Annotated in this window: 21 protein-coding genes and 2 tRNA genes; 11 read left to right on the forward strand and 12 right to left on the reverse strand. The window is 67.0% G+C overall.

Going from position 1 to position 18,365, the window contains the following annotated elements:
* Window positions 1-362 precede the first annotated feature (362 nt).
* From EV192_RS00810 to EV192_RS00820, 5 genes are all read left to right on the forward strand, one after another.
* On the forward strand, window positions 363-704 hold the full coding sequence (locus tag EV192_RS00810; RefSeq protein ID WP_132110126.1) for a hypothetical protein: 342 nt from the start codon (window positions 363-365) through the stop codon (window positions 702-704).
* Window positions 701-847 carry a hypothetical protein gene (locus EV192_RS53535; protein WP_165960155.1) on the forward strand — a complete coding sequence of 49 codons (147 nt, stop codon included), beginning with the start codon at window positions 701-703 and terminating at the stop codon, window positions 845-847. The genes EV192_RS00810 and EV192_RS53535 overlap by 4 nt, the downstream gene beginning before the upstream one ends.
* Window positions 844-1,515, forward strand: a complete 672-nt coding sequence (locus tag EV192_RS00815; protein WP_132110128.1) for a peptidoglycan-binding domain-containing protein — start codon at window positions 844-846, stop codon at window positions 1,513-1,515. Before EV192_RS53535 ends, EV192_RS00815 begins: the two co-directional genes overlap by 4 nt.
* On the forward strand, window positions 1,512-1,646 hold the full coding sequence (locus EV192_RS56710; RefSeq protein ID WP_279492614.1) for a hypothetical protein: 135 nt from the start codon (window positions 1,512-1,514) through the stop codon (window positions 1,644-1,646). Before EV192_RS00815 ends, EV192_RS56710 begins: the two co-directional genes overlap by 4 nt.
* 72 nt (window positions 1,647-1,718) lie before the next feature.
* Window positions 1,719-1,982 (forward strand): hypothetical protein, encoded by a 264-nt coding sequence (locus tag EV192_RS00820; RefSeq protein ID WP_132110130.1) that lies wholly within the window; start codon window positions 1,719-1,721, stop codon window positions 1,980-1,982.
* Window positions 1,983-2,040: 58 nt separating this feature from the next.
* On the opposite strand, the gene EV192_RS00825 is transcribed toward EV192_RS00820, so the two are convergent.
* The 5 genes from EV192_RS00825 to EV192_RS00845 all read right to left on the reverse strand — a co-directional run bounded on the left by EV192_RS00825 (window position 2,041) and on the right by EV192_RS00845 (window position 6,010).
* Window positions 2,041-2,865 carry a phosphotransferase gene (locus tag EV192_RS00825; RefSeq protein WP_132110132.1) on the reverse strand — a complete coding sequence of 275 codons (825 nt, stop codon included), beginning with the start codon at window positions 2,863-2,865 and terminating at the stop codon, window positions 2,041-2,043.
* A 3-nt stretch (window positions 2,866-2,868) separates the two neighbouring features.
* Window positions 2,869-3,618, reverse strand: a complete 750-nt coding sequence (locus EV192_RS00830) for an AAA family ATPase (protein ID WP_132110134.1) — start codon at window positions 3,616-3,618, stop codon at window positions 2,869-2,871.
* Between the two features lie 13 nt (window positions 3,619-3,631).
* Window positions 3,632-4,564 carry a radical SAM/SPASM domain-containing protein gene (locus EV192_RS00835; protein WP_341770827.1) on the reverse strand — a complete coding sequence of 311 codons (933 nt, stop codon included), beginning with the start codon at window positions 4,562-4,564 and terminating at the stop codon, window positions 3,632-3,634.
* Between the two features lie 57 nt (window positions 4,565-4,621).
* Entirely contained in the window at window positions 4,622-5,152 is a 531-nt protein-coding gene (locus EV192_RS00840; protein ID WP_132110136.1) for a hypothetical protein, read from the reverse strand.
* Between the two features lie 576 nt (window positions 5,153-5,728).
* On the reverse strand, window positions 5,729-6,010 hold the full coding sequence (locus EV192_RS00845) for a hypothetical protein (protein ID WP_132110138.1): 282 nt from the start codon (window positions 6,008-6,010) through the stop codon (window positions 5,729-5,731).
* A 137-nt stretch (window positions 6,011-6,147) separates the two neighbouring features.
* Between EV192_RS00845 and EV192_RS00850 the strand changes: the two genes are divergently transcribed.
* Window positions 6,148-7,362, forward strand: coding sequence for a helix-turn-helix domain-containing protein (locus tag EV192_RS00850; RefSeq protein WP_132110140.1), 1,215 nt, complete (start codon window positions 6,148-6,150; stop codon window positions 7,360-7,362).
* A gap of 382 nt (window positions 7,363-7,744) precedes the next feature.
* Here the strand turns inward: EV192_RS00850 and EV192_RS00860 are convergent, their stop codons facing one another.
* The gene (locus tag EV192_RS00860) at window positions 7,745-8,677 is read right to left on the reverse strand and encodes a tyrosine-type recombinase/integrase (protein WP_132110142.1); all 933 of its coding nucleotides are present in this window, start codon (window positions 8,675-8,677) and stop codon (window positions 7,745-7,747) included.
* A gap of 119 nt (window positions 8,678-8,796) precedes the next feature.
* Here EV192_RS00860 and EV192_RS00865 point away from each other — a divergent pair.
* Window positions 8,797-8,883: transfer RNA gene (locus EV192_RS00865), tRNA-Ser, on the forward strand.
* A gap of 439 nt (window positions 8,884-9,322) precedes the next feature.
* Complete coding sequence (locus EV192_RS00870) at window positions 9,323-10,858, forward strand: peroxidase family protein (RefSeq protein WP_165960157.1); 1,536 nt, start codon at window positions 9,323-9,325, stop codon at window positions 10,856-10,858.
* Window positions 10,859-10,946: 88 nt separating this feature from the next.
* Here EV192_RS00870 and EV192_RS53540 read toward each other — a convergent pair whose 3' ends face one another.
* The 5 genes from EV192_RS53540 to EV192_RS00890 all read right to left on the reverse strand — a co-directional run bounded on the left by EV192_RS53540 (window position 10,947) and on the right by EV192_RS00890 (window position 12,988).
* Window positions 10,947-11,096 carry a hypothetical protein gene (locus EV192_RS53540; protein ID WP_165960143.1) on the reverse strand — a complete coding sequence of 50 codons (150 nt, stop codon included), beginning with the start codon at window positions 11,094-11,096 and terminating at the stop codon, window positions 10,947-10,949.
* A 207-nt stretch (window positions 11,097-11,303) separates the two neighbouring features.
* Window positions 11,304-11,390: transfer RNA gene (locus tag EV192_RS00875), tRNA-Ser, on the reverse strand.
* 30 nt (window positions 11,391-11,420) lie between these two features.
* Window positions 11,421-11,927, reverse strand: a complete 507-nt coding sequence (locus tag EV192_RS00880) for an RNA polymerase sigma factor (protein WP_243726553.1) — start codon at window positions 11,925-11,927, stop codon at window positions 11,421-11,423.
* 127 nt (window positions 11,928-12,054) lie between these two features.
* The gene (gene tadA / locus EV192_RS00885; RefSeq protein ID WP_132110146.1) at window positions 12,055-12,519 is read right to left on the reverse strand and encodes a tRNA adenosine(34) deaminase TadA; all 465 of its coding nucleotides are present in this window, start codon (window positions 12,517-12,519) and stop codon (window positions 12,055-12,057) included.
* Window positions 12,500-12,988 carry a tRNA adenosine deaminase-associated protein gene (locus EV192_RS00890; RefSeq protein ID WP_132110148.1) on the reverse strand — a complete coding sequence of 163 codons (489 nt, stop codon included), beginning with the start codon at window positions 12,986-12,988 and terminating at the stop codon, window positions 12,500-12,502. The genes tadA and EV192_RS00890 overlap by 20 nt, the downstream gene beginning before the upstream one ends.
* 80 nt (window positions 12,989-13,068) lie before the next feature.
* Here EV192_RS00890 and EV192_RS00895 point away from each other — a divergent pair, with 80 nt between their 5' ends.
* The 3 genes from EV192_RS00895 to EV192_RS00905 are packed head-to-tail and all read left to right on the forward strand — an operon-like array spanning window position 13,069 to window position 17,148.
* Window positions 13,069-14,316 carry a M20 metallopeptidase family protein gene (locus EV192_RS00895; protein WP_132110150.1) on the forward strand — a complete coding sequence of 416 codons (1,248 nt, stop codon included), beginning with the start codon at window positions 13,069-13,071 and terminating at the stop codon, window positions 14,314-14,316.
* A 21-nt stretch (window positions 14,317-14,337) separates the two neighbouring features.
* Complete coding sequence (locus tag EV192_RS00900) at window positions 14,338-15,300, forward strand: prephenate dehydrogenase (protein WP_207925851.1); 963 nt, start codon at window positions 14,338-14,340, stop codon at window positions 15,298-15,300.
* 57 nt (window positions 15,301-15,357) lie between these two features.
* Window positions 15,358-17,148, forward strand: a complete 1,791-nt coding sequence (locus EV192_RS00905; protein WP_132110154.1) for a fibronectin type III domain-containing protein — start codon at window positions 15,358-15,360, stop codon at window positions 17,146-17,148.
* Between the two features lie 77 nt (window positions 17,149-17,225).
* Here the strand turns inward: EV192_RS00905 and EV192_RS00910 are convergent, their stop codons facing one another.
* Entirely contained in the window at window positions 17,226-18,275 is a 1,050-nt protein-coding gene (locus EV192_RS00910; RefSeq protein ID WP_165960158.1) for a DUF1906 domain-containing protein, read from the reverse strand.
* Window positions 18,276-18,365: the final 90 nt, after the last annotated feature.

Here is an 18,365-nt window from a genome sequence, read left to right on the forward strand (position 1 = left end):
CGCCCGTGTCACCAGCAGGACCACCGACACCCGCCGACGAACCGCCCAGGGTTGTCGCCGACGCCGGACCCGACGCTGCCGGCGTGATGCTCGGCGAGGTCGCCGTCGGGTCGACCTGCGGCAGGTCCACCACCTGACCCGCAGGGGTCGGCGAGGCCGGACCGCCGCCGGTCGTGAACGCGGCAACCGCCGTCACTGCCGCCGCGGCCACCACCAGCACCCCGCCCGCGAGCGCGTTGCGCGGCATTCGGTCCCAGAGTTTCACCCAATCCCCCTAACAGCACACACGGCGCACCACGGGACATATCGCCACACCCTGTCGATGCGTAACAAGCCGCTGCCCACCCTCGTGGAGAAATCTCGTGGATATCGCGTTGATCTGCGCCGGCACCATCGCCGCCCTCGGCGCAATCACCGCTCTGACAAAGGCGATCGCCCGCCTACTGCGCCTCCTGCGCAAGCTCGGCCACCTCGCCGACGACCTGTTCGGCGAACCCGCCCGCGACGGCGTGCCCGCCCGCCCCGGAGTCATGCATCGCTTGCACGACATCGAAACCAACGCGCGTGACATCGCCCACCGGCTCGACGCGATCGAGGCCGAACTACGCCCCAACTCCGGCGCCTCACTCCGCGACGCCGTCGACCGCGTCGAGCACCACCTCGACCCCACCCACCCGCAACACCCACCAGAGAGGAACACATGACCACACCCGACACCCCGAACACCGACACGACCGCAGTGTTCGACGACACCACCACACCAGCCCCCACCGACGTGACCCCGTTCGCCGGCAGTGAGGACGACAACCCGGAAACCCACATGAGCAACCAGGAAGTGACCGCATGAGCTACCGCCTTGCCCGATGTCTGGCCGTGTTCCGCGACGAGGTCAACAACCGATGGCCCGGCCGCGACAAGTCCTCCGACGGATGGATCGGCGACGCCGCCCACGCCACCCGACAGTCCGACCACAACCCCTGGGTCCACGACAACAACGGCGTGGGAGTCGTCCGCGCCTACGACATCGACGCCGGCCCCGGAGACAACACCGACATCGGACTGTGGCTCGCCGATCACGTCCGCACGCTCGGCGCGTCTGGACATCCGGCACTGCGCAACGGGTCCTATGTCATCTCCGCCCGCCGGATCGCCTCTCCCTCCTCCGGGTGGCAGTGGCGCGCGTACACCGGATCGAACCCGCACATCAGCCACACCCACGTGTCAGTCTCGCTGGACCAAGCCGGCTACGACGCCACCCAGGGATGGGCCATCACCGGCGGCCCCGGCCCAGACCCGGGCGGACGGCCCACCATCCGGCGCGGCTCCATCGGCGACGCAGTGCGGGAACTTCAACGGATCCTGAACGCCTGGTACCCATCCCTGCCGCCCCTTGTGGTCGACGGCGACTTCGGACCGAAGACCGACGAACGCGTGCGCTACATGCAGCAACGCGCCGGGCTCGCCGTCGACGGCATCGTCGGACCCCAAACCTGGGGCCGGCTCCTCAGCGGATGACCCGCCAACACCTGCTCCTCGCGGCGCTCGGCCTGGCCCTCGTCGCACTCGCCCGCCACGCCTGGCAACGACTCGGCGACATCGAGGCCGAACTCAACGCAGCCGAGCAGGAACTCGCCGAACGGGACTAGAACATTCGTTCGACTGTCCCCAAGTTGTCCCCACCCTGTGGACAACGACCCCGACCTATGGAGAAGTGATCAATGTCTGACCAACTCGTCGGTTGGCTGCGGACCGTCGTCCCGGCCACCTGGTCTGCGTTCGTGACCTGGCTCGCGACCCTCGCGGTTCCGAACACCATCACCGGTCCGCTTGGCCAGGCCGGCGAACTCGTCGTCGCGCCGATCGTGATCGCCATCGTGTATCCACTCCTTCGAGCGGTCGAGGCACACCTGCCCGACTGGCTCACCCGGGTCCTGCTCGGCTCGTGCAAGGTCCCGACCTACCGCAAACCCGACACCCCGTAAGACGACGTCGCCCCCGCACCTCACCAAGGGGTGCGGGGGCCGCTCGTCGCGTTCGGAGCTAGAGCAGGTCACGCGCGTGCGCCGCGAGCGGCTCAGCCAGGTCGGGGTAGTCGCCGCGATCGGTCCGGCGCAGTAGTCGCGCGACGACGTACAGCTGCGCCAAGCGTCCCGCGCTCGTGTCGAGGATGTCGGCAAACGTGGTGCGCACCCGCTCGGCAATGTCGGGTACCAGCAAGCTGTAGCACAGCAAGGTCGCCGCATCGGTTCCCGCCGGGCCGGTCCCCCACAATTCCCAATCGAGCAGTCCGAACCGGTGCCCGAACAGGTTCGCCCAATGCACGTCGCCGTGCACGGTCTCCCACTCCGTCACAGTCGGGTCGACCGAGTCGCCGAATCGCTGCCCGACGCGGTCGGCCAACTTCTCCTGGTCGGTATTCACCCGTCGGGTCGGTGTTGCCGCAACGGTCGTTATCGTTCGGCGCAGCTCAGTCCACCACTCGGCAGGCAGGTCAACGACGGTGCGCAACGCGTCAGTCGGCGAGCAGGGATGGCCTGGAACACGGGTCATGACCTCGGCGCGTTGCTGGCGCCATTCTTCCCACTCGTACACGTCGAGAACTCGGGGTTTGGCTATGTCGGTGAAGATGTTCGCGTCGAGGTTCCCAGTCCAGAAGTCTCCGCCTATCCACTTTCGGTCCTCGGACACGACTCGTAACCAGTATTGATCGCCGTCCTTGCTGACCGGTGCGCTGATGGAACGGCCGATCCATCCGTGCAGTGGCTCGCCGGTGACTGTCAGTCTAAAATGTTCCGCGGCACGATGGAGATTCGCGTGCATCCATTCCGCGAACCGGGCGTCGGCCTCGCTCGTGTCAGTCATCACCGGTCACCCTTGTGTAACGTATCGCAAATAAGCAGTAGGGTTGTTCATATAGCGGCGCCAGTGGTCCACGAGGGCGAGATCTTCCCATGTGGTACGGCGAAAACCGTGGTCACCGACTTCGATGATGTCAGCGCCAGGCGTAGCGGCCAGGATCGGCGAATGGGTCGCGCAGATCACTTGCGCTCCGGACTCGCCGAGTCGGTACATGAGATCAACCAGCCGTAGGCACGACTGGAAAGACAGGGCCGCTTCGGGCTCATCCATGACATAGAAACCAGGCTCTCTGAACATCGCCTCGAAGACCGCGAGGAACCCCTCGCCGTGGCTCATCTCGCTGGTATTCTCGTCCCAATAGCCGGCCATACTGCTCACAGTTTCCATGAAACCAAAGGCGGTCTCCGCACGGAGGAAGTAGCCTTTGCGTTTGTGGCGTGATCCTCCGCGCTGACGGGCTCCTGCTGATGTGGACTCCAGACGGAGAATTTCACCAAGCGGCGTCTTAGGGCGGTCGTTGCCGTACTTCCGCCCCGCTCGCCCGCCGCGCGCATCCAAACCCCAAGCCTCGGCAAACGCCTCGACAAGGGTCGACTTGCCCGAGCCGTTCTCTCCGACCAGCATCGTCACCGGTCGCTCGAACGTCATGTCTTCCTCGACTAGTTGAGCGACACAAGGCACGCTCAGCGGCCACGGTCGATCCTCTGGCGGGTCGTCCGGCAACAGCTCCTCAGGAATGCGCGCGCGACGGACAAGCATCAAACGACCTCAATCAGTACTCGGTGGGTACGCACGCGCCGACGGGTGTGCAGTTATTCATAGGTTCGCATGCCGGACCACAGGACGGGCCGCACTGCGGATCACACATCCTAGGCACGCATACGGCGCCTTCCGGCAGGCGCGGACCGAACTGCGCGGCAAGCCTCATCGATGTCTCAGCCATCGGCGGCCCGGTCAGGATGTCGGTGAGTGAGTCGTGCCGGACATTGCCGACCGGTAGCCATCGCGAGAAGACGCACGGCCACACCGAACCATCAGACGCAACCGCGACCTTGCCTCGGCCACAGTGCCCGCACAGTTGGGACAGGTCCGGCGACGAGGTCCGCACGCCGCGCCCGACCTGTCGCAAACGGTCGACACGTACCTCGCCTGTGACCCCGAGCGCGGCAAGCTCGGCACGTGCCCCCTCGACGCGTTGCCCGTCCGACATGTCGATTAGGCCGACGCGCAGCGGGATCGAGCGGCGCACTGCCTCGGCAATGTTCGCCTTGGTCCGCGTGTAGCTGCCGCGGCCCTTGGTGATGGACTCGTGCTGGTCGGCCCCGTCGGCGTAGTAGCTCGTAGCAAGCTGCACGCCCGGCTGCGCGAACACGTCCCAGAGTTGCGGCGACACGTGCACAAGGTTACTGAACACCTCGACTTGCAGCCTGCGGCCAAGAGCGTGCCCGACCAGGTCAGGCAAGCCACGGTGCAGCGTTGGCTCGCCGCCGATGAACTGCACCATGCTGGTTCCCAAGCCGGCAGCCTGATCAATCACGCTTGACCAGTCCTCCAACGTCATCACACCGTCTGTGCCAGACGCCCCAGAGTCCGCATAGCAGTGTTCGCATGCCAATTGACATTTCCCGGTAATCTCCAACCACACGAACGACAAATCTCGCACGCGTCGCCTCCTAAATTCGCCGACCGACATGGAATCAAACATGGCAGAGGATCATGTGGGCCGCACACCGCTGAACGCGCGAACGCGCCAGCAACCCAATCACATGGCGTTCTCGTACGTGTTCGTAGTACGACGAAACGACATAGCCTCAAACTGATCACATAACCTGTCGATGCCCCTCGAACGGTTAATACCTCCCTCTTCTTCTTGAGTTTCAAACCATCCAATTCGCCCGAAGTCAGCCGTTGTCGCCTCACCCAGCAAGAAAGGTTCAACTGCACGAGCTTGAACGTACGGACGAACGATGGGCTGCTCGTCGTCATCGCTCCATGCATTACTAATTTGACGAGTATCGTAGCCACTCACAAGTCTTGGCCCCATTATCAGACCCGGCATCGAGGCAGTCGCCTCACCAACATCCAGAAGATTGCTCGCGATAAATCCGCGCGAATGTCGACCGGCAAACTCCGCGAGAGCGTCCTGATGCGACATCCGCCGCCCAGTTCGGGTATCCATCAGGACGCACACGCCAATCACCAGAAGCGCGATAACCCCGACCGATATCAGTAACACCGTACCGGCGACGCTTTCGACATCCCGCACTGCCTCGGCAAAACCAAGGGTTCGCATCTACCTCCACATCCTCTCAAGAACGTCCCCCTCCAGTGATATGGCCGTGCGAATCACCAAGTATCCGTCTCGACTATTGAGTCGTGCCTGACCGCTTCTACCTGTGCAGACAGCTGAAGGAGTCCCTCAGTTCGCAACGACATGACCACCTGCTCCCGCCGGAATGCAGCGGCAGCAATGGAATTACAAACCCGCACTTCCAAATCACTGCCGCGAAATGCACGCAGTATGGTTCCTTGCGCCCGCACTTAGGGCACGGATAAGGCGGCCTCCTCACTGTATTCAGGCAGATGCCGACAAGCTCACGATCTACGGGATCTACTGCACGCACAAAACCGTCCACATATTCTCAGCGCTTTTACACCAGCTTTTCGATTTCCAACCCAATCAAAGAGTCGGCCAACCTCATAGACGTACATACTCCTTGCAACAAAGCAATCGGAGCGTCCTGTTGCCGGAGTCGATCTATCGCAATGGGAAGTAATGTGCCACACAATCGTTCAAGAGTGTCCGCAAGGTCGCTTCTATGCGCATCACTTCGAAGGCAATGTGCCGATCGCAGATCCGACGTGTCACTCACGGCGTGACTTCGTGGGACGTGGCGAGCACGGGCGTCTCGGGGGGTGGACAACCCGCACCCGCCACGAACTTGTGTGGACCGTCAGCACGCACGAGAGCGCGCCGCCGGGAATGGTCACGCTCGCGGGCGGACGCTTGAAGGTCAGCGACCTCGGCCACGATGGCAGCGAACCGGGCACGATGCCGGCGGACGTGACGCACGTACCCGACGATCGCGGACATAAGCGCGTACAACGCTATGGCGCCCAACGGGGCGAACATCATCGTCTCTGTAGCCATGTTGTCACCTCCGGTAGCGAGAGGTGACGCTACGTGCGATACCGGGGCTGAAAGAACAAATCAAGGACAAAACCGCCGTTCACCCCAGCGCGGTACCGTGGAAGCGCCCAACTACCGGCCATGAGGCAGGTTTGACGATGCCCGCTGAGGACCAACAACCGGACGGCATCGGCCGCCGGGTGAAGGCTGCCCGCCAACTTGCCGGCTGGACGCAAGACAAGCTCGCACGCGAGGCACACGTCAGCTTGAGCCTGGTCAAGCAGGTAGAACAGGGCAGGGTGCCCGCCTCACCGGCGTTTACGGACGCCGTCGCCGTCGCCCTCAAGTCCAGTTCGACGAAGTTGAAAGGCCAGCCGTACGAGGATGACAGCCGGCCGAGCCACCGGGTGCATTCAGGTATTGCAGCCCTGCGTCGCGAGGTCGCGTCCTACCGTCTGCCACCGGAGGACACACCTCCGCGTTCCCTCGCGCGGCTGACCGCAGCGGTTGCCGACGTGTCGCGACTACGCCACCGAGCGAAGCTCGACAAGCTCGGCGATGAACTGCCTACGCTGCTCGCAGAACTGCGAGCAGCCACTCATCACACCAAAAGCCCCGACCGCGAACGCTTGTTCGGCTTGCTCGCCGAGGCGTATGCCGCGGCTGGTCAAGTTGCGTACAAGCTCGGCTACGCGGACTTGTCCGCGCTCACGACCGAACGCGTCGAGTGGGCTGCCCGCCAATCCGGCGACCCGCTCGCGGGAGCTGCTGCCGACTTCTACATCGCCGGCGAGCTAATCGTCAACGCTGAGTGGCGAGGCGCGTTGAACTACCTCGAACAGGCGCGCCACCAGATCGAGGATGAACTGCGTACCGTGGACAACGAGGCCGCCCTCGCGATGCACGGAGTACTCCATCTGAAATCTGGCCTTGCTGCTGCTAGGGCTGGAGATGCCGACGCTGCCGACGCGCACCTCGCCGAGGCACGGGACGCAGCCCAATGGGTGACGCCCGGTAGTGATCACTATCGTCTCGCGTTCGACATTGACTCCGTCAACATCTGGTCAGTTGGCTTGGCCGTCGAGCGCCAGGACGGCACCGAGGCCGTCAAGCGAGCCCAAGGGCTACGGTTCAATCGAACCGCGCCACGCGAACGGGTCGGACATCACTGGATCGACCTCGCGCGCGCCTATCAGCTTCATGGAGACCGCGACCGAGCCTTGGCCACGCTGCTACGGGCGAAGAGGACAGCACCTCAGCAGATGCGTTACCACCCGCAAGTGCGGGAAACGCTGGTCACGTTGGCTGAACACGACCGCCGACGCTCCGACACGCTAGCCGGGTTGGCAAGTTGGGCAGGCATTCGACTCTGATTCCACGGTCGGCCAGATCACATGAATGGGCCGAAGTGGCCACCGTGGTGCTCGGCGGCCACTAGGGCACACGACCGCTCGTTAGGGCACACCACACCTACGTCGCGCTCTGGCGCTTAGTAGCGCGAGGCGCGAGAAGTGTGCCTTCTTGGCGGATTCGGCCCGTCGGGCACGCTCCTCAGGCGGAAGGACCCCGTCAGGGTCGACCTGTCGCTCGAAGCGTTCGAGCGCCGCTCGCCGTGCCGCCGCGGTCCGGGCCATCCGGTCCGCGGTGTTGGCCCACGATGCATGTGCGGCGGCCGAGGCGCGCAGGTGACGCTGTGCGGGGGTGAGGTTGGTCGATGCAGCCATACCCCAAGCACAGCGCCCCCGTGTCACCCGATCAGGCGATGAGCGAGTCGGCCGGCGACAGGCGCTCGTGCTCGTCGAGGGCCCGCTGCACTTCGGCTTGCTTGCCGTAATGGCGCGGCATCTTGGTAGAGGACCACCCGGCAATGATCATGAGCCCGTGCTCGCTGCCGCCGGCTTGCTTCCACCTGTGGGTGAAGTCGTGCCGGAAACGGTGAGCGTGCAGGGAGTCTGACACCTTCGCCTGCCGACCACGCCGGTTCAACATGTGCTTGATCCCGTCGACACAGAGCGGCTTGTCGACCCGGCGGGACAGCCACAGCCCGCTACAGGACTCCGCGAGCGGATGCTTAGCCCGAGCCTTCAGGTAGCGCGCCAGGGCCAGACCAGTGCTCGCCCCGAACCGCACCCACCGTTCCTTGTTGCCTTTGCCGCAGATCTTCAACCGCTTCGTCGTGAGGTCGACGTCACGGGCGTCTATCGAATGCAGCTCGGACACCCGCATTCCGGTGTCGATGAACAGCAGCACAATCGCCGTGTCGCGCAGGTCGGCAAGACTCTTGCCGGAGCAGGTCAAGAGCACCGCGGCGTGCTCCTCGTCGCTCAACAGTGGCGTGATCTTCTCCGGGACGTTCGGCGGCTCCGTCTCGTCCATCGGGTTCCCGGTCTTGATCTCCTTCCGCTTGACCAGCCACGCGAAGTACACCCGTAGGTTCCGGTAGTGGTGCGCACCGTTGGCCGCCGACGTGGCCTCGATGATGTCCACGATGAAGTCGTCGACGTGGTGTGCCTCGACGTCGGCCGGCTCGACGTCGTGCCCTTGGTCACTGAGCCACTCGGCCCACCGCCGAGCGGTGTAGAGGTAGCCACGTTCCGTGTTCGTCGACAGCGCCTTCGCCCTGATGGTCTTACGCCACCGCTCGGCCAACATGCTCCACACCGCAGCATTGGTACAGGTCTCGCCCATGTCACAACCTCAGCAATCGTGTTGTCACCGACCGCTGTGCTTGCCCACGGTCCCCGCCGCACGCCCCTCGTGACCCCCCGTTTTGGGAGGTCACGGCCACATCCGGTACCCTCTTCGACGGAGGATTCGCATAGTGGCCTAGTGCGCACGATTGGAAATCGTGTTGGGTGTGATAGCCCTCAGGGGTTCAAATCCCCTATCCTCCGCTCGTTTCCGGGTGACCTGTGTCTGCGGAAAGCGCAGACCAGGTCACTCGCCATAATGTTGGGGGGCGACCCCCCAAACCCCCCGAGGCGGGCTTCGCCCGCGTGTGGCTGGGTTCGGCTGGTTCGGTGTCCCCCGTCGATGGTTGTGGGTCGACAGCCGCAGTCTGTTGCGGTAGCAGACTCAGTGCGGGAGATCAGTTGGACCAATTTGCCGCCGAGGGTCTTCGGGGTGGTGGTGTGGTGGTCAGTTGTGTCGGTGGGTTCCTGTGCGGGCCAGGCACGTTGTTGGCCGGGTGGACAAGATCCGTGTTGGACCACACTTAGGGGAGTCTCCTCACTTGTCGTGGACTTGAGTGGACTAGACCATCCGGACCGGGGCCCGGCACCGAGATCCGGACCGGGCTCTGCACCGAGTGACAAGCTCGATTGGGAGGCCCGGATGAGGAAACTGAGTCGGCGTGGCTTTTTGGGTGGTATCGGCGTGGGTGCCGGCGTCCTGGCCGCCCAGCCCGCCAAGGCGTTCGGCGTGATCAACGAGATCTTCGACGACGCGCCCGCCGCCGCCGCGCCCTCCGCTGTCACTTTTGGACGGATCTTCGGGATTCCGGCGTTCGCGCCGGCGAGTTCCGCGGTGGTGGCCGCGCTTTCCGACATCGGCAAGGCGGGTGGCCTGCTGGACGCCAAGGACGACCTCAGTCAGGGCCCGGCCGCGTCGATCCTCGACCCGACACTGAGCCCGAACCACCACGACAACCCGAGGATGACCGCGGGTTTCCATTTCCTGGGCCAGCTGATCGACCACGACCTGACCTTCGACCTCACGTCCACGCTCGGCGTGCCGGCCGTCCCCGAGCAGACCCGGAACCAACGCACACCAGCGCTCGACCTCGACAACGTGTACGGCGGCGGACCGCAGGCCAGCCCGAAGTTGTACGACCCCGCCGATCCAGCCAAGTTCCTTGTGCAGAGCGGCGGGCAGTTCGAGGACGTCCCGCGCGAGGCGGACGGCACCGCCATCATCGCCGACCCGCGCAACGACGAGAACATGATGATCTCCGGGCTGCACGTCGCGATCCTCAAGTTCCACAACAACGTCGTGGACGCACTGCGCGCGCAGGGCGTACGGGACGTTTTCAACGCCGCCCACCGCACCGTTCTCTGGCACTACCAATGGATCATCCTGCACGAGTACCTGCCGGCGAACATCGGCCAGGACATGACCACCGCCGTCCTCAGCAACGGTTTGCTGTACTTCGACCCCTACCGGACGCCGTTCATGCCGATCGAGTTCAGCGCGGCCGCGTTCCGGTTCGGGCACGCCCAGATCCGGCCGTCCTACCGGGCGAACCTCAAGGGCGACAACGGCAGTCCGTTCTTCGGGTTTATCTTCGACCCGGCCGGCGAAGGCCAGGCGGATCCGGTGGACCTGCGCGGCGGGTTCCGGGCGCCACGGCGGTTCATCGGCTGGCAGACGTTCTTCGACTTCGGCGACGGCCAGGTCAAACAGAACAAGCTCATCAAGACGGCGGTCTCCACGCCGCTGTTCCAACTCCCGCTCAGCGCCATCGCCACCCACGACCAGCCGGTCTCCCTGATGGCCCGCGACATGCTGCGGATGCTCACCTGGTCGCTGCCCTCAGGCCAGCGGCTCGCCGAGTTCATGGGCGACCCGGTCATCGACGCCGGCCACTTCCCGGAACTCGCGAAGTACGGCCTGGGCCTGGACGCCAACACGCCGCCGCTCTACTACATCCTGCGCGAGGCCGACCTGGTCAACGGCGGCACCCACCTCGGTCCGGTCGGCGGACGCATCATCGGCGAGACCATCATCGGGCTGATGCTCGTGGACCCGGGCGCCTTCCTGTCCAGCAACCCCAACTGGACGCCGACGCTGCCCAGTGCCACACCGGGCACGTTCACCATGGTGGACCTGCTGAAGTTCGCCAAGGTCGACCCGGCCAGCCGGGGCCAGTGACGAAGCGCCGTCCGCGCGAATTCTCTCAGACCAGTTGGACCGGTTCGGCCAAGAAGCCGATGGCCTGGGCGCCGCCCAGGCCATCGGTTCACTCCTCGTCGTCCGGCTTGGCGTGGTCCGCCTTGCCGGGGTTCGGATCGCGGGACAGGTCGATCAGCGGGTGCGGCCCGACCGCGTCGTCCGGCAGGGCATGACTCCCCCTGCCCTCCTTGCCTGGTTTGTCCTGATCTGTGCTCACCACGCCCCTCCTTCGTGTCGATTGGACAGTACCCATGGGTGCCGACAACCCGCATGACGAGGTCCAACCACAAGCGGCGAAGCCCTACTCCAACAAAGGTGAGAAGTTCGCCGATCTCCGCCAGGACACAGCCGTCTTTCGCAATAGCGGTGGCTAAGGGAACGAAGCCCCCGGCGACCATGATCGGTCGGCGGGGGCTCTGAGCTGCGGTGGCGGTGGGATTTGAACCCACGGAGGACGTGAATCCTCACACGCTTTCGAGGCGTGCTCCTTCGGCCGCTCGGACACGCCACCGAGCGGAAGCTTACCGGACGGGTCGCTGGCTCAGCGCCAGGCCCGCATGGCCAGGGCCAGCCGGCCGCGGGCGCGGGCCAGGCGGCTGCGGACGGCTTCTTCGGTGCCGCCGGAGAGTCGGGCGATCTCCAGGTGGGGCAGGCCGTCGATCTCGGCGAGCAGCCAGGTTCGGCGTTGCGGGTGGGAGAGTTGGGCCAGGGCCGCGGTGAGGGCGTCCACGCCGGCCACCGCTTCGACCACCCGTTGGGGGTCGGCGGCGGTGGTGGGGAGGTTGATGTCGAGCTGTTCGTGGTGGCGGCGGCTGCGCAGGACGCCGAGACACTGGCGGTGGGCGACGCGGAAGAGCCAGGTGCGTACGGCGGCCGGTTCGGTCAGTTCGGACAGGCTTCGCCAGGCCGTGACCGAGACTTCCTGGGCGACGTCTTCGGCGTCGGCTGTGGAGCCGAGCATCCGCAGGGCCATCAGGAACACGCGGTGGGTGTAGCGGCCGAGCAGGATTTCGAACGCGTCCCGGTCTCCGGACGTCGCTCGACCCACCAGGGTCGCATCATCTACATCGGACAGATCACAGGTGCGCAATCGCCTGCCCTCCAACGAAAACGTCTGGCGCTCATGGTGGCAGGGACGCACTCAAACCCATCGTCGGCACGCTATGTGATCTGCGTCACTCTGTCCGTCGTTGGTCGAAGAAGGCGGCCAGCAGTGCCGAACACTCGTCCGCCAGCACCCCGCCGATCACCTCGGGCCGATGGTTGAGCCGCTGGTCACGCACGACGTCCCACAACGACCCCACGGCACCCGTCCGTGGCTCCCAGGCGCCGAAGACCACCCGGGCGATCCGGGCCAGCACGAGGGCGCCGGCGCACATTGTGCACGGCTCCACCGTCACGACCAGTGTGCACCCGGCCAACCGCCAGCCGTCGCCATAGGCCTTGGCCGCGGCACGCAACGCCAGGATCTCCGCGTGCGCGGTCGGGTCACCGAGGGCTTCCCGGGCGTTGCACGCGCTCGCCAGCTCGTCGCCGGCGGGCGAGAGCACGATCGCCCCGATCGGCACGTCCCCGGTGTCCAGCGCCCGCTCGGCCACCCTCAGCGCGGCCCGGACCAGGTCACTGTTGGATGCGGTCAAGCAACGCCCCGAACTGGTCGGCGAACCCGCAGCGCTGGGCGACCATCTGCAGCTGCTGGTCCGGGTACAGGTCCACCTCGGCCGTGATCACCTGCAGCTCCGGGCCGGGCAGGCCCAGGTCGGCCAGGATGTCCAGGGTGCCCTCCGGCCACAACTCGTCGTCATCGTCCTCCGGCGGGTCGACCCGCAGCAGGTCGAGCGCGTCCGCCGCGATGTCGTAGTCCAACGCCGCCGCCGCGTCCGACAGCAGCAACGACACCCCGCCCGGGCTCGGCCTGAGCAGGAGAAAGAACTCGTCGTCCACCGCGAGCATGCCGAACACCGCGCCGGTCGAGCGAAGCTTGCGCAGCTCGGTGATGGCCGAGTCCAACGAGTTGAGCGCGTCCGCGCCCATGGAGTCGCACCGCCACCTGCCGTCCTCCCGGACGACCGCTACCGCGAAGCCAGCGACCGGCTCCTCCTGAGACATGTGCACACCGTATTCCGCTTGGCGTTCACCCGGAAGAACCAAGCCCCCATCGGCGCGCCCACGGTGTCACTATCAAAGACATGAACGCGACCCGTCCTCACCCGTCACCTCCCGTTTCCCCGCTGGCCACCGACCCACGGTTCAGCGGCCTGGTGGAGGCCGCCCGAGCACTGCAACCGCGGACCGTCGCGTTGCGCAGGCGGATCCACAAGTTCCCGGAACAAGGCCTGCAGCTGCCCCGGACCCAGGCGGCCGTGCTGCAGGCCCTGGAGGGCCTCCCGCTGCAGATCACCAAGGGCAAGGACGTCGGCTCGGTGACCGCCGTGCTCACCGGAGCGCGACCAGGTCCCACCGTGCTGCTGCGCGGCGACATGGACGCCCTTCCGCTGCACGAGGACACCGGCCTGGACTATTCCTCCGAAGTGGACGGTTCGATGCACGCGTGCGGCCACGACACGCACACGGCGATGCTCGTGGCCGCCGTGCGCCTGCTGTGCAGCCGGAAGGACGCGTTGACCGGGCGGGTCGTGTTCATGTTCCAACCAGGCGAAGAAGGCCACCACGGTGCTCGTCACATGATCGACGAGGGGGTCCTGGAGGCCGGCGGGCGGCCGATCGAGCGGGCGTTCGCGTTGCACATCACGGCCACCGACACGTCCGGGTTGGTCCGCAGCAAGGCGGGCGCGATGCTCGCCGCCGCGGACTCGTTCACCGTGCGGGTCACCGGCAAGGGCGGCCACGGCGCCATGCCGTCGCACGCCCTCGACCCGATGCCGGCCGCCGCGGCGATGGTCGGCGCGATCCAGACGCTCGTCACCCGGCGGATCAGCGTTTTCGAACCGGTCGTCGCCACGGTCACCCGGATCACCGCGGGCACCACGTCCAACATCATCCCGGAGACCGCCGAACTGGAGGGCACGATCCGGTCGCTGTCCGAGGCCAGCCGCGCCCGGATGCGGGCCGAGCTGCCCAAGCTCTGCCAGCACATCGCCGCGGCGCACGGCTGCCGGGCGGAGGTCGACGTCAAGCCGGGCTATCCGGTGACCATGAACGACGCCGAGGTCGGCCCGCACGTGGTCGAGCTGGCCAGCGCGGTGCTGGGCGCACGGCACGCCGCGCCGATGCCCAACCCGCTGATGGGCGCCGAGGACTTCTCGTACGTGTTGCAGCGCGTTCCCGGCGCGTTCGCGTTCCTCGGCGCGTGCCCGCCGGGGATCGAGCCGGACGACGCCGCCCCGAACCATTCCAACCGGGTGCACTTTGACGAGTCCGCGCTCGCAAACGGGGTCGCGATGTACGCCGCGTTCGCGCTTGACACCTTGCGGTGACATGTAGGGCACTATGTGATCGTGCGGCCTGTTTGCGTGATCGGATTGGGACTCATCGGCGGCTCGCTGCTGCGCGCGGCGGCGGCCGCCGGGCGGCAGGTGTGGGGCGCCACACTGTCCACTGTGGATGCCGAAGCGGCGGTGAGCGACGGCTTCCTGGTCGAGTCCAGGGTGGACAAGGCCGTTGCCATGGCCAGGGAACGGGACGCGATCGTCGTTGTCGCCGTGCCGCTGCCCGCGGTCGACCAGACACTGTCGACGATCGCCCGGCACGCACCGGACTGTCTGCTCACCGACGTGGTCAGCGTGAAGGGACCGGTCGACGAGGCCGTGCGGCGGTTCACCACACGGGTGCGTTACGTCGGCGGCCACCCGATGGCCGGCACCAGCGCGTCCGGCTGGGAGGCCGGCTCGGACGGGCTGTTCCATGACGCCTCCTGGGTGTTGACCGTCGAGGACGAGACCGACCTGAGCGCGTGGCGCGACGTGGCCCAACTGGTGCTGGAGTGCGGCGCGCAGGCCGTGCCCACGTCCGTGGCCGCCCACGACGACGCGGTCGCCCGGATCTCCCATCTCCCGCACGTCCTTGCCGCGGTGCTTGCCGCGGTCGGCGCGGACGGCGGAACGCTGGCGCTCGCATTGGCTGCGGGCTCGTACCGCGACGGCACCCGTGTCGCCGGAACCCGGCCGGAGTTGGTCCGCGCGATGTGCGAGGGCAACCGAGCTCCGTTGTTGGACGCTGTGGACGACGCACTTGGACGGCTCGGCGCGGCCCGGGGCGCGTTGGCGTCGACCGGCTCGCTCGGCGCCACGCTCGAAGCCGGTCACCAGGCCTGGAACCAGCTGCAGGAGTACCGGACGACAGCCCGGCCGAAGGCCAGGATCGACTTGTCCGCGCCCGACGCCCGCGAGGCGCTGCTCGCGCTCGGGGCCCGTGGCGGCCGGGTGATCGGCGTGGACGGGGACTTCGTCATCACCGGCTGAGATACCGGCTTGGCCACAATGTGTGAGCTATCTCGCAACGACGCCTAGCTTGACGGGGTGGAGCGGAATGTCCTGCGCCGGGCCGGGTACACGGCCGGGGCCTTGGTGGTGCTTGCCGGCGCGATAGTGCTGTTGCGTAACGCTGATACGCCTACAGCCCAGAAGCCGCCGCCACCACCTCCGATCCAGACGACCGTGCGCGAGTACACCGACGACGGCGTCCTCGCCCCGCAGCCCGCCGGGAAGCCACCCACCCCCGCTGACCTGCGCGTTGTGCCCGGCCCGCATCGATTACAGGTGACCTGGCGCAGGAGCCAGGAGTCCGCGGGCTACGAGGTCCAGCTGCACGGCGGCACCGACCGGACCAAGCTCGTCACCGACAACGCCGTCCAGTTCGACGCACTCGACGACAACGCCGACTACGAGATCCAGGTCCGCGCGGTGGACTCGTACGGCCAGCGCTCCGCCCCCGCGACCGAGAAGGCCCGCCCCACGGCGAAACGACCGGACGAGACCCCGTACACCCTGATCGACCACTTCGACGACGGCATGGCCCCCGACCCGGCCCGCTGGCGCCTGGCGAACAACGCGGCCTGCGCCCGGATGTCCCAAGGCATCGACGCCGAACGCGGCCGGCTCGTCGTCAGCGCGGCCTGCGGGAACGAATCTGTGGCGTTGCGATCCCGGGCTCCCCTGGTCCTCACCGCCCATGACGGTGAACTCGGCCGCGTGATGATCGAGACGGACGCCCCCGAGACCGCCGGCGAGCTGGCCGTCGACCTGGTTCCCGGCCCTGCCGACCTGGTCGAGACGTCACCGCGGGGCGGCATGCCGCCGGGCACGGTCCGGGTGCGGATCACCCCGGACGCGGTGACCATCGGCGACACCCAGCCGATCCCGATCGAGCACCTGCACTCGGCGTTGAGCTCCCGTTGGGAGGTCGTGCTGCGGACCGATGGAGTCCAGGTGCGACGCAACGGGTCCGTGGTCGGCAGCGCGCCCGGGGTACCGACCTGGACGCAGGCCACCGCGTTGTTCGAGTTCACCGGACCGCCCAACGGCCTGAACTTCGTCGGCATCGACGCGCTCGGCCTGTCCACCGACTACTTCCCCGCGTTCGTGCCACCGCCCCGGGTCACCACGACCGAAACGCGGCCGGGCACCAACCCGCTGCCGGGTCAGCTCGGCGGGCAGCTGCGGATGACGATCCGGTCCAGCTACGGCGAGGCCATGCCCGGCCCGTTCACCGTGCAGGTCGGGAACCGGACATTCCCGGTGCGGCCCGCGGTCGACGGGCAGGTGCTTGACTCCGGCCTGCGCTACGCGGTCGTGGCGGACCTGCCGGCGGACGCGCTGCTCACCACCGACCGGTTCGAAGTGCCCATCCAGGTGCACAGCGGTGACCCGAACGCGCGGCCGCAGGTCCAGCACGCCGATCTCGAACTCACCCCCGACCCGGCGCACCCGCCCGCCGCCACCGGCCCGGCGATCGACCAGGTGCGGCGGCCGAAGCCGATCCTCGCCGACATCGAAGCGACGTTGCTCGACGCGGCCGGCGGCAAGATCGGCAACGGGCCGAGCCCGAGCGGCCGGGTGATCCTGGAGGTCACTGTGGACGGTCCCGGCGACCTCGCCGGCCTCGCCGGGGTGGAGATCTGGGTGGACAACAAGCGGGTGGCCGGGGTCCCGACGAACAAGGACGGCCCAGGGATCGCCGGCAGGTGGCGGTTCGCCCTGAACACGTCGTCCTTCCCGGCCGGCGTGCGCGACCTGGAGGTCAAGACGCTCAGCACGGACGGGGTGGCGTCGCCGCAGTTCGCCAGCATCGCCTGGCAGATCCCGGCCTAGCGGCGAGGTTGGCCGCTGTTGACGACGGTTGTCCACAGGGTTGGTGGGTCTTGAAGACCTCGCACCAGCGCCGGGGGCTAGCCGGTGATGTCCAGGAAGTTGCTGTCGATGTTGACACCCACGCCGTTGTAGGACTCGTCGTGTCCGCCTTGGTACTGGTGGATCCGCTGGCCGGCCCAGCGGTCGTCGGGCAGGAACCGGCCGCCGTCGGCGTTGGCCTGGTTGTTCCACCACGCGAACCAGACGTGGTCCGGCCGGTTGTAGCCGCCGTTGTCGAAGTTGCGCACCAGATCGGTGATGCCGGCGCCGGCGCTCGAGTACACACCGGGCCGGTAACCGCGGTTGCGCAGTTGTTCGGACCAGCCGCTGAAGAACGACATCACCGCGGCGCTGCATCCGCCGTCCGCCGTGTTGTACGCCTCCATGTCGTCGTAGATCACCGTGCCGGCGGCCAGCCCCAGGGGCTTGGCCAGGTCGACGGCGTCGTTGGCCGCGTCCCTGCCCTGGTCACGGGCCACGCCTTGGTCGGGGTCCACGCGGTAGCGGAACGACGTGCACGTCGCCTGCCGGCCGACGTAGATCGGGATCAGGTGCCATCCCTTGCGCGCCTGGGTGTTCACCCACCCGGCGGTGAGATTCGGTTGGGCGCACGCGCGGTGGATACCGCCGATGTACACGCCGATAGCCCGGTACGGCGACCCCAGCCACGCGTCCATCGTGCCCTGGGACGGCGCCGAGCACGCGTCGAAGCCCGGTCCTGTGTAGACACCTGGTTGCACCGTGTGGTGAGCGGGCTCGGCTCGCGTGGTCGCGATTCTGGTCCGCAACGACGCGTACTTCTCGCCGGTGACCGTCACGGTCCCGTCCGGCTCGATCAGCACCGCGTCGGTGACCTGCCGCACGCTCGCCGGGCACCGCTGGTCCGCACCGGGTTCTCCGAGGTAGACGGCATTGCGGTCGAACCGCACGCACTCGGTCGGCCGGGTGGTGAGATCGATCACCGGCCAGTCCACGGGCACCTTCAGTGAGTAACCGCGGTAGTCGACCGTCTGCTCGGTCGCTTCGGCCGGTACCACCAGGGCAGCCAGGAGCGTGACCGCTCCCGTGCCCGCGATCCACGCCCGCATGTCGCCCTCCCCGGCGGTGACTCTGTGTGAAGGAACAGGTCCCATCTTCGGTGATCGCGGCCGTGGCGGCCACTCGACCGACGTCGCGAC

The organism is Actinocrispum wychmicini, from assembly GCF_004345645.1.
Taxonomy (GTDB): Bacteria; Actinomycetota; Actinomycetes; order Mycobacteriales; family Pseudonocardiaceae; genus Kibdelosporangium; species Kibdelosporangium wychmicini.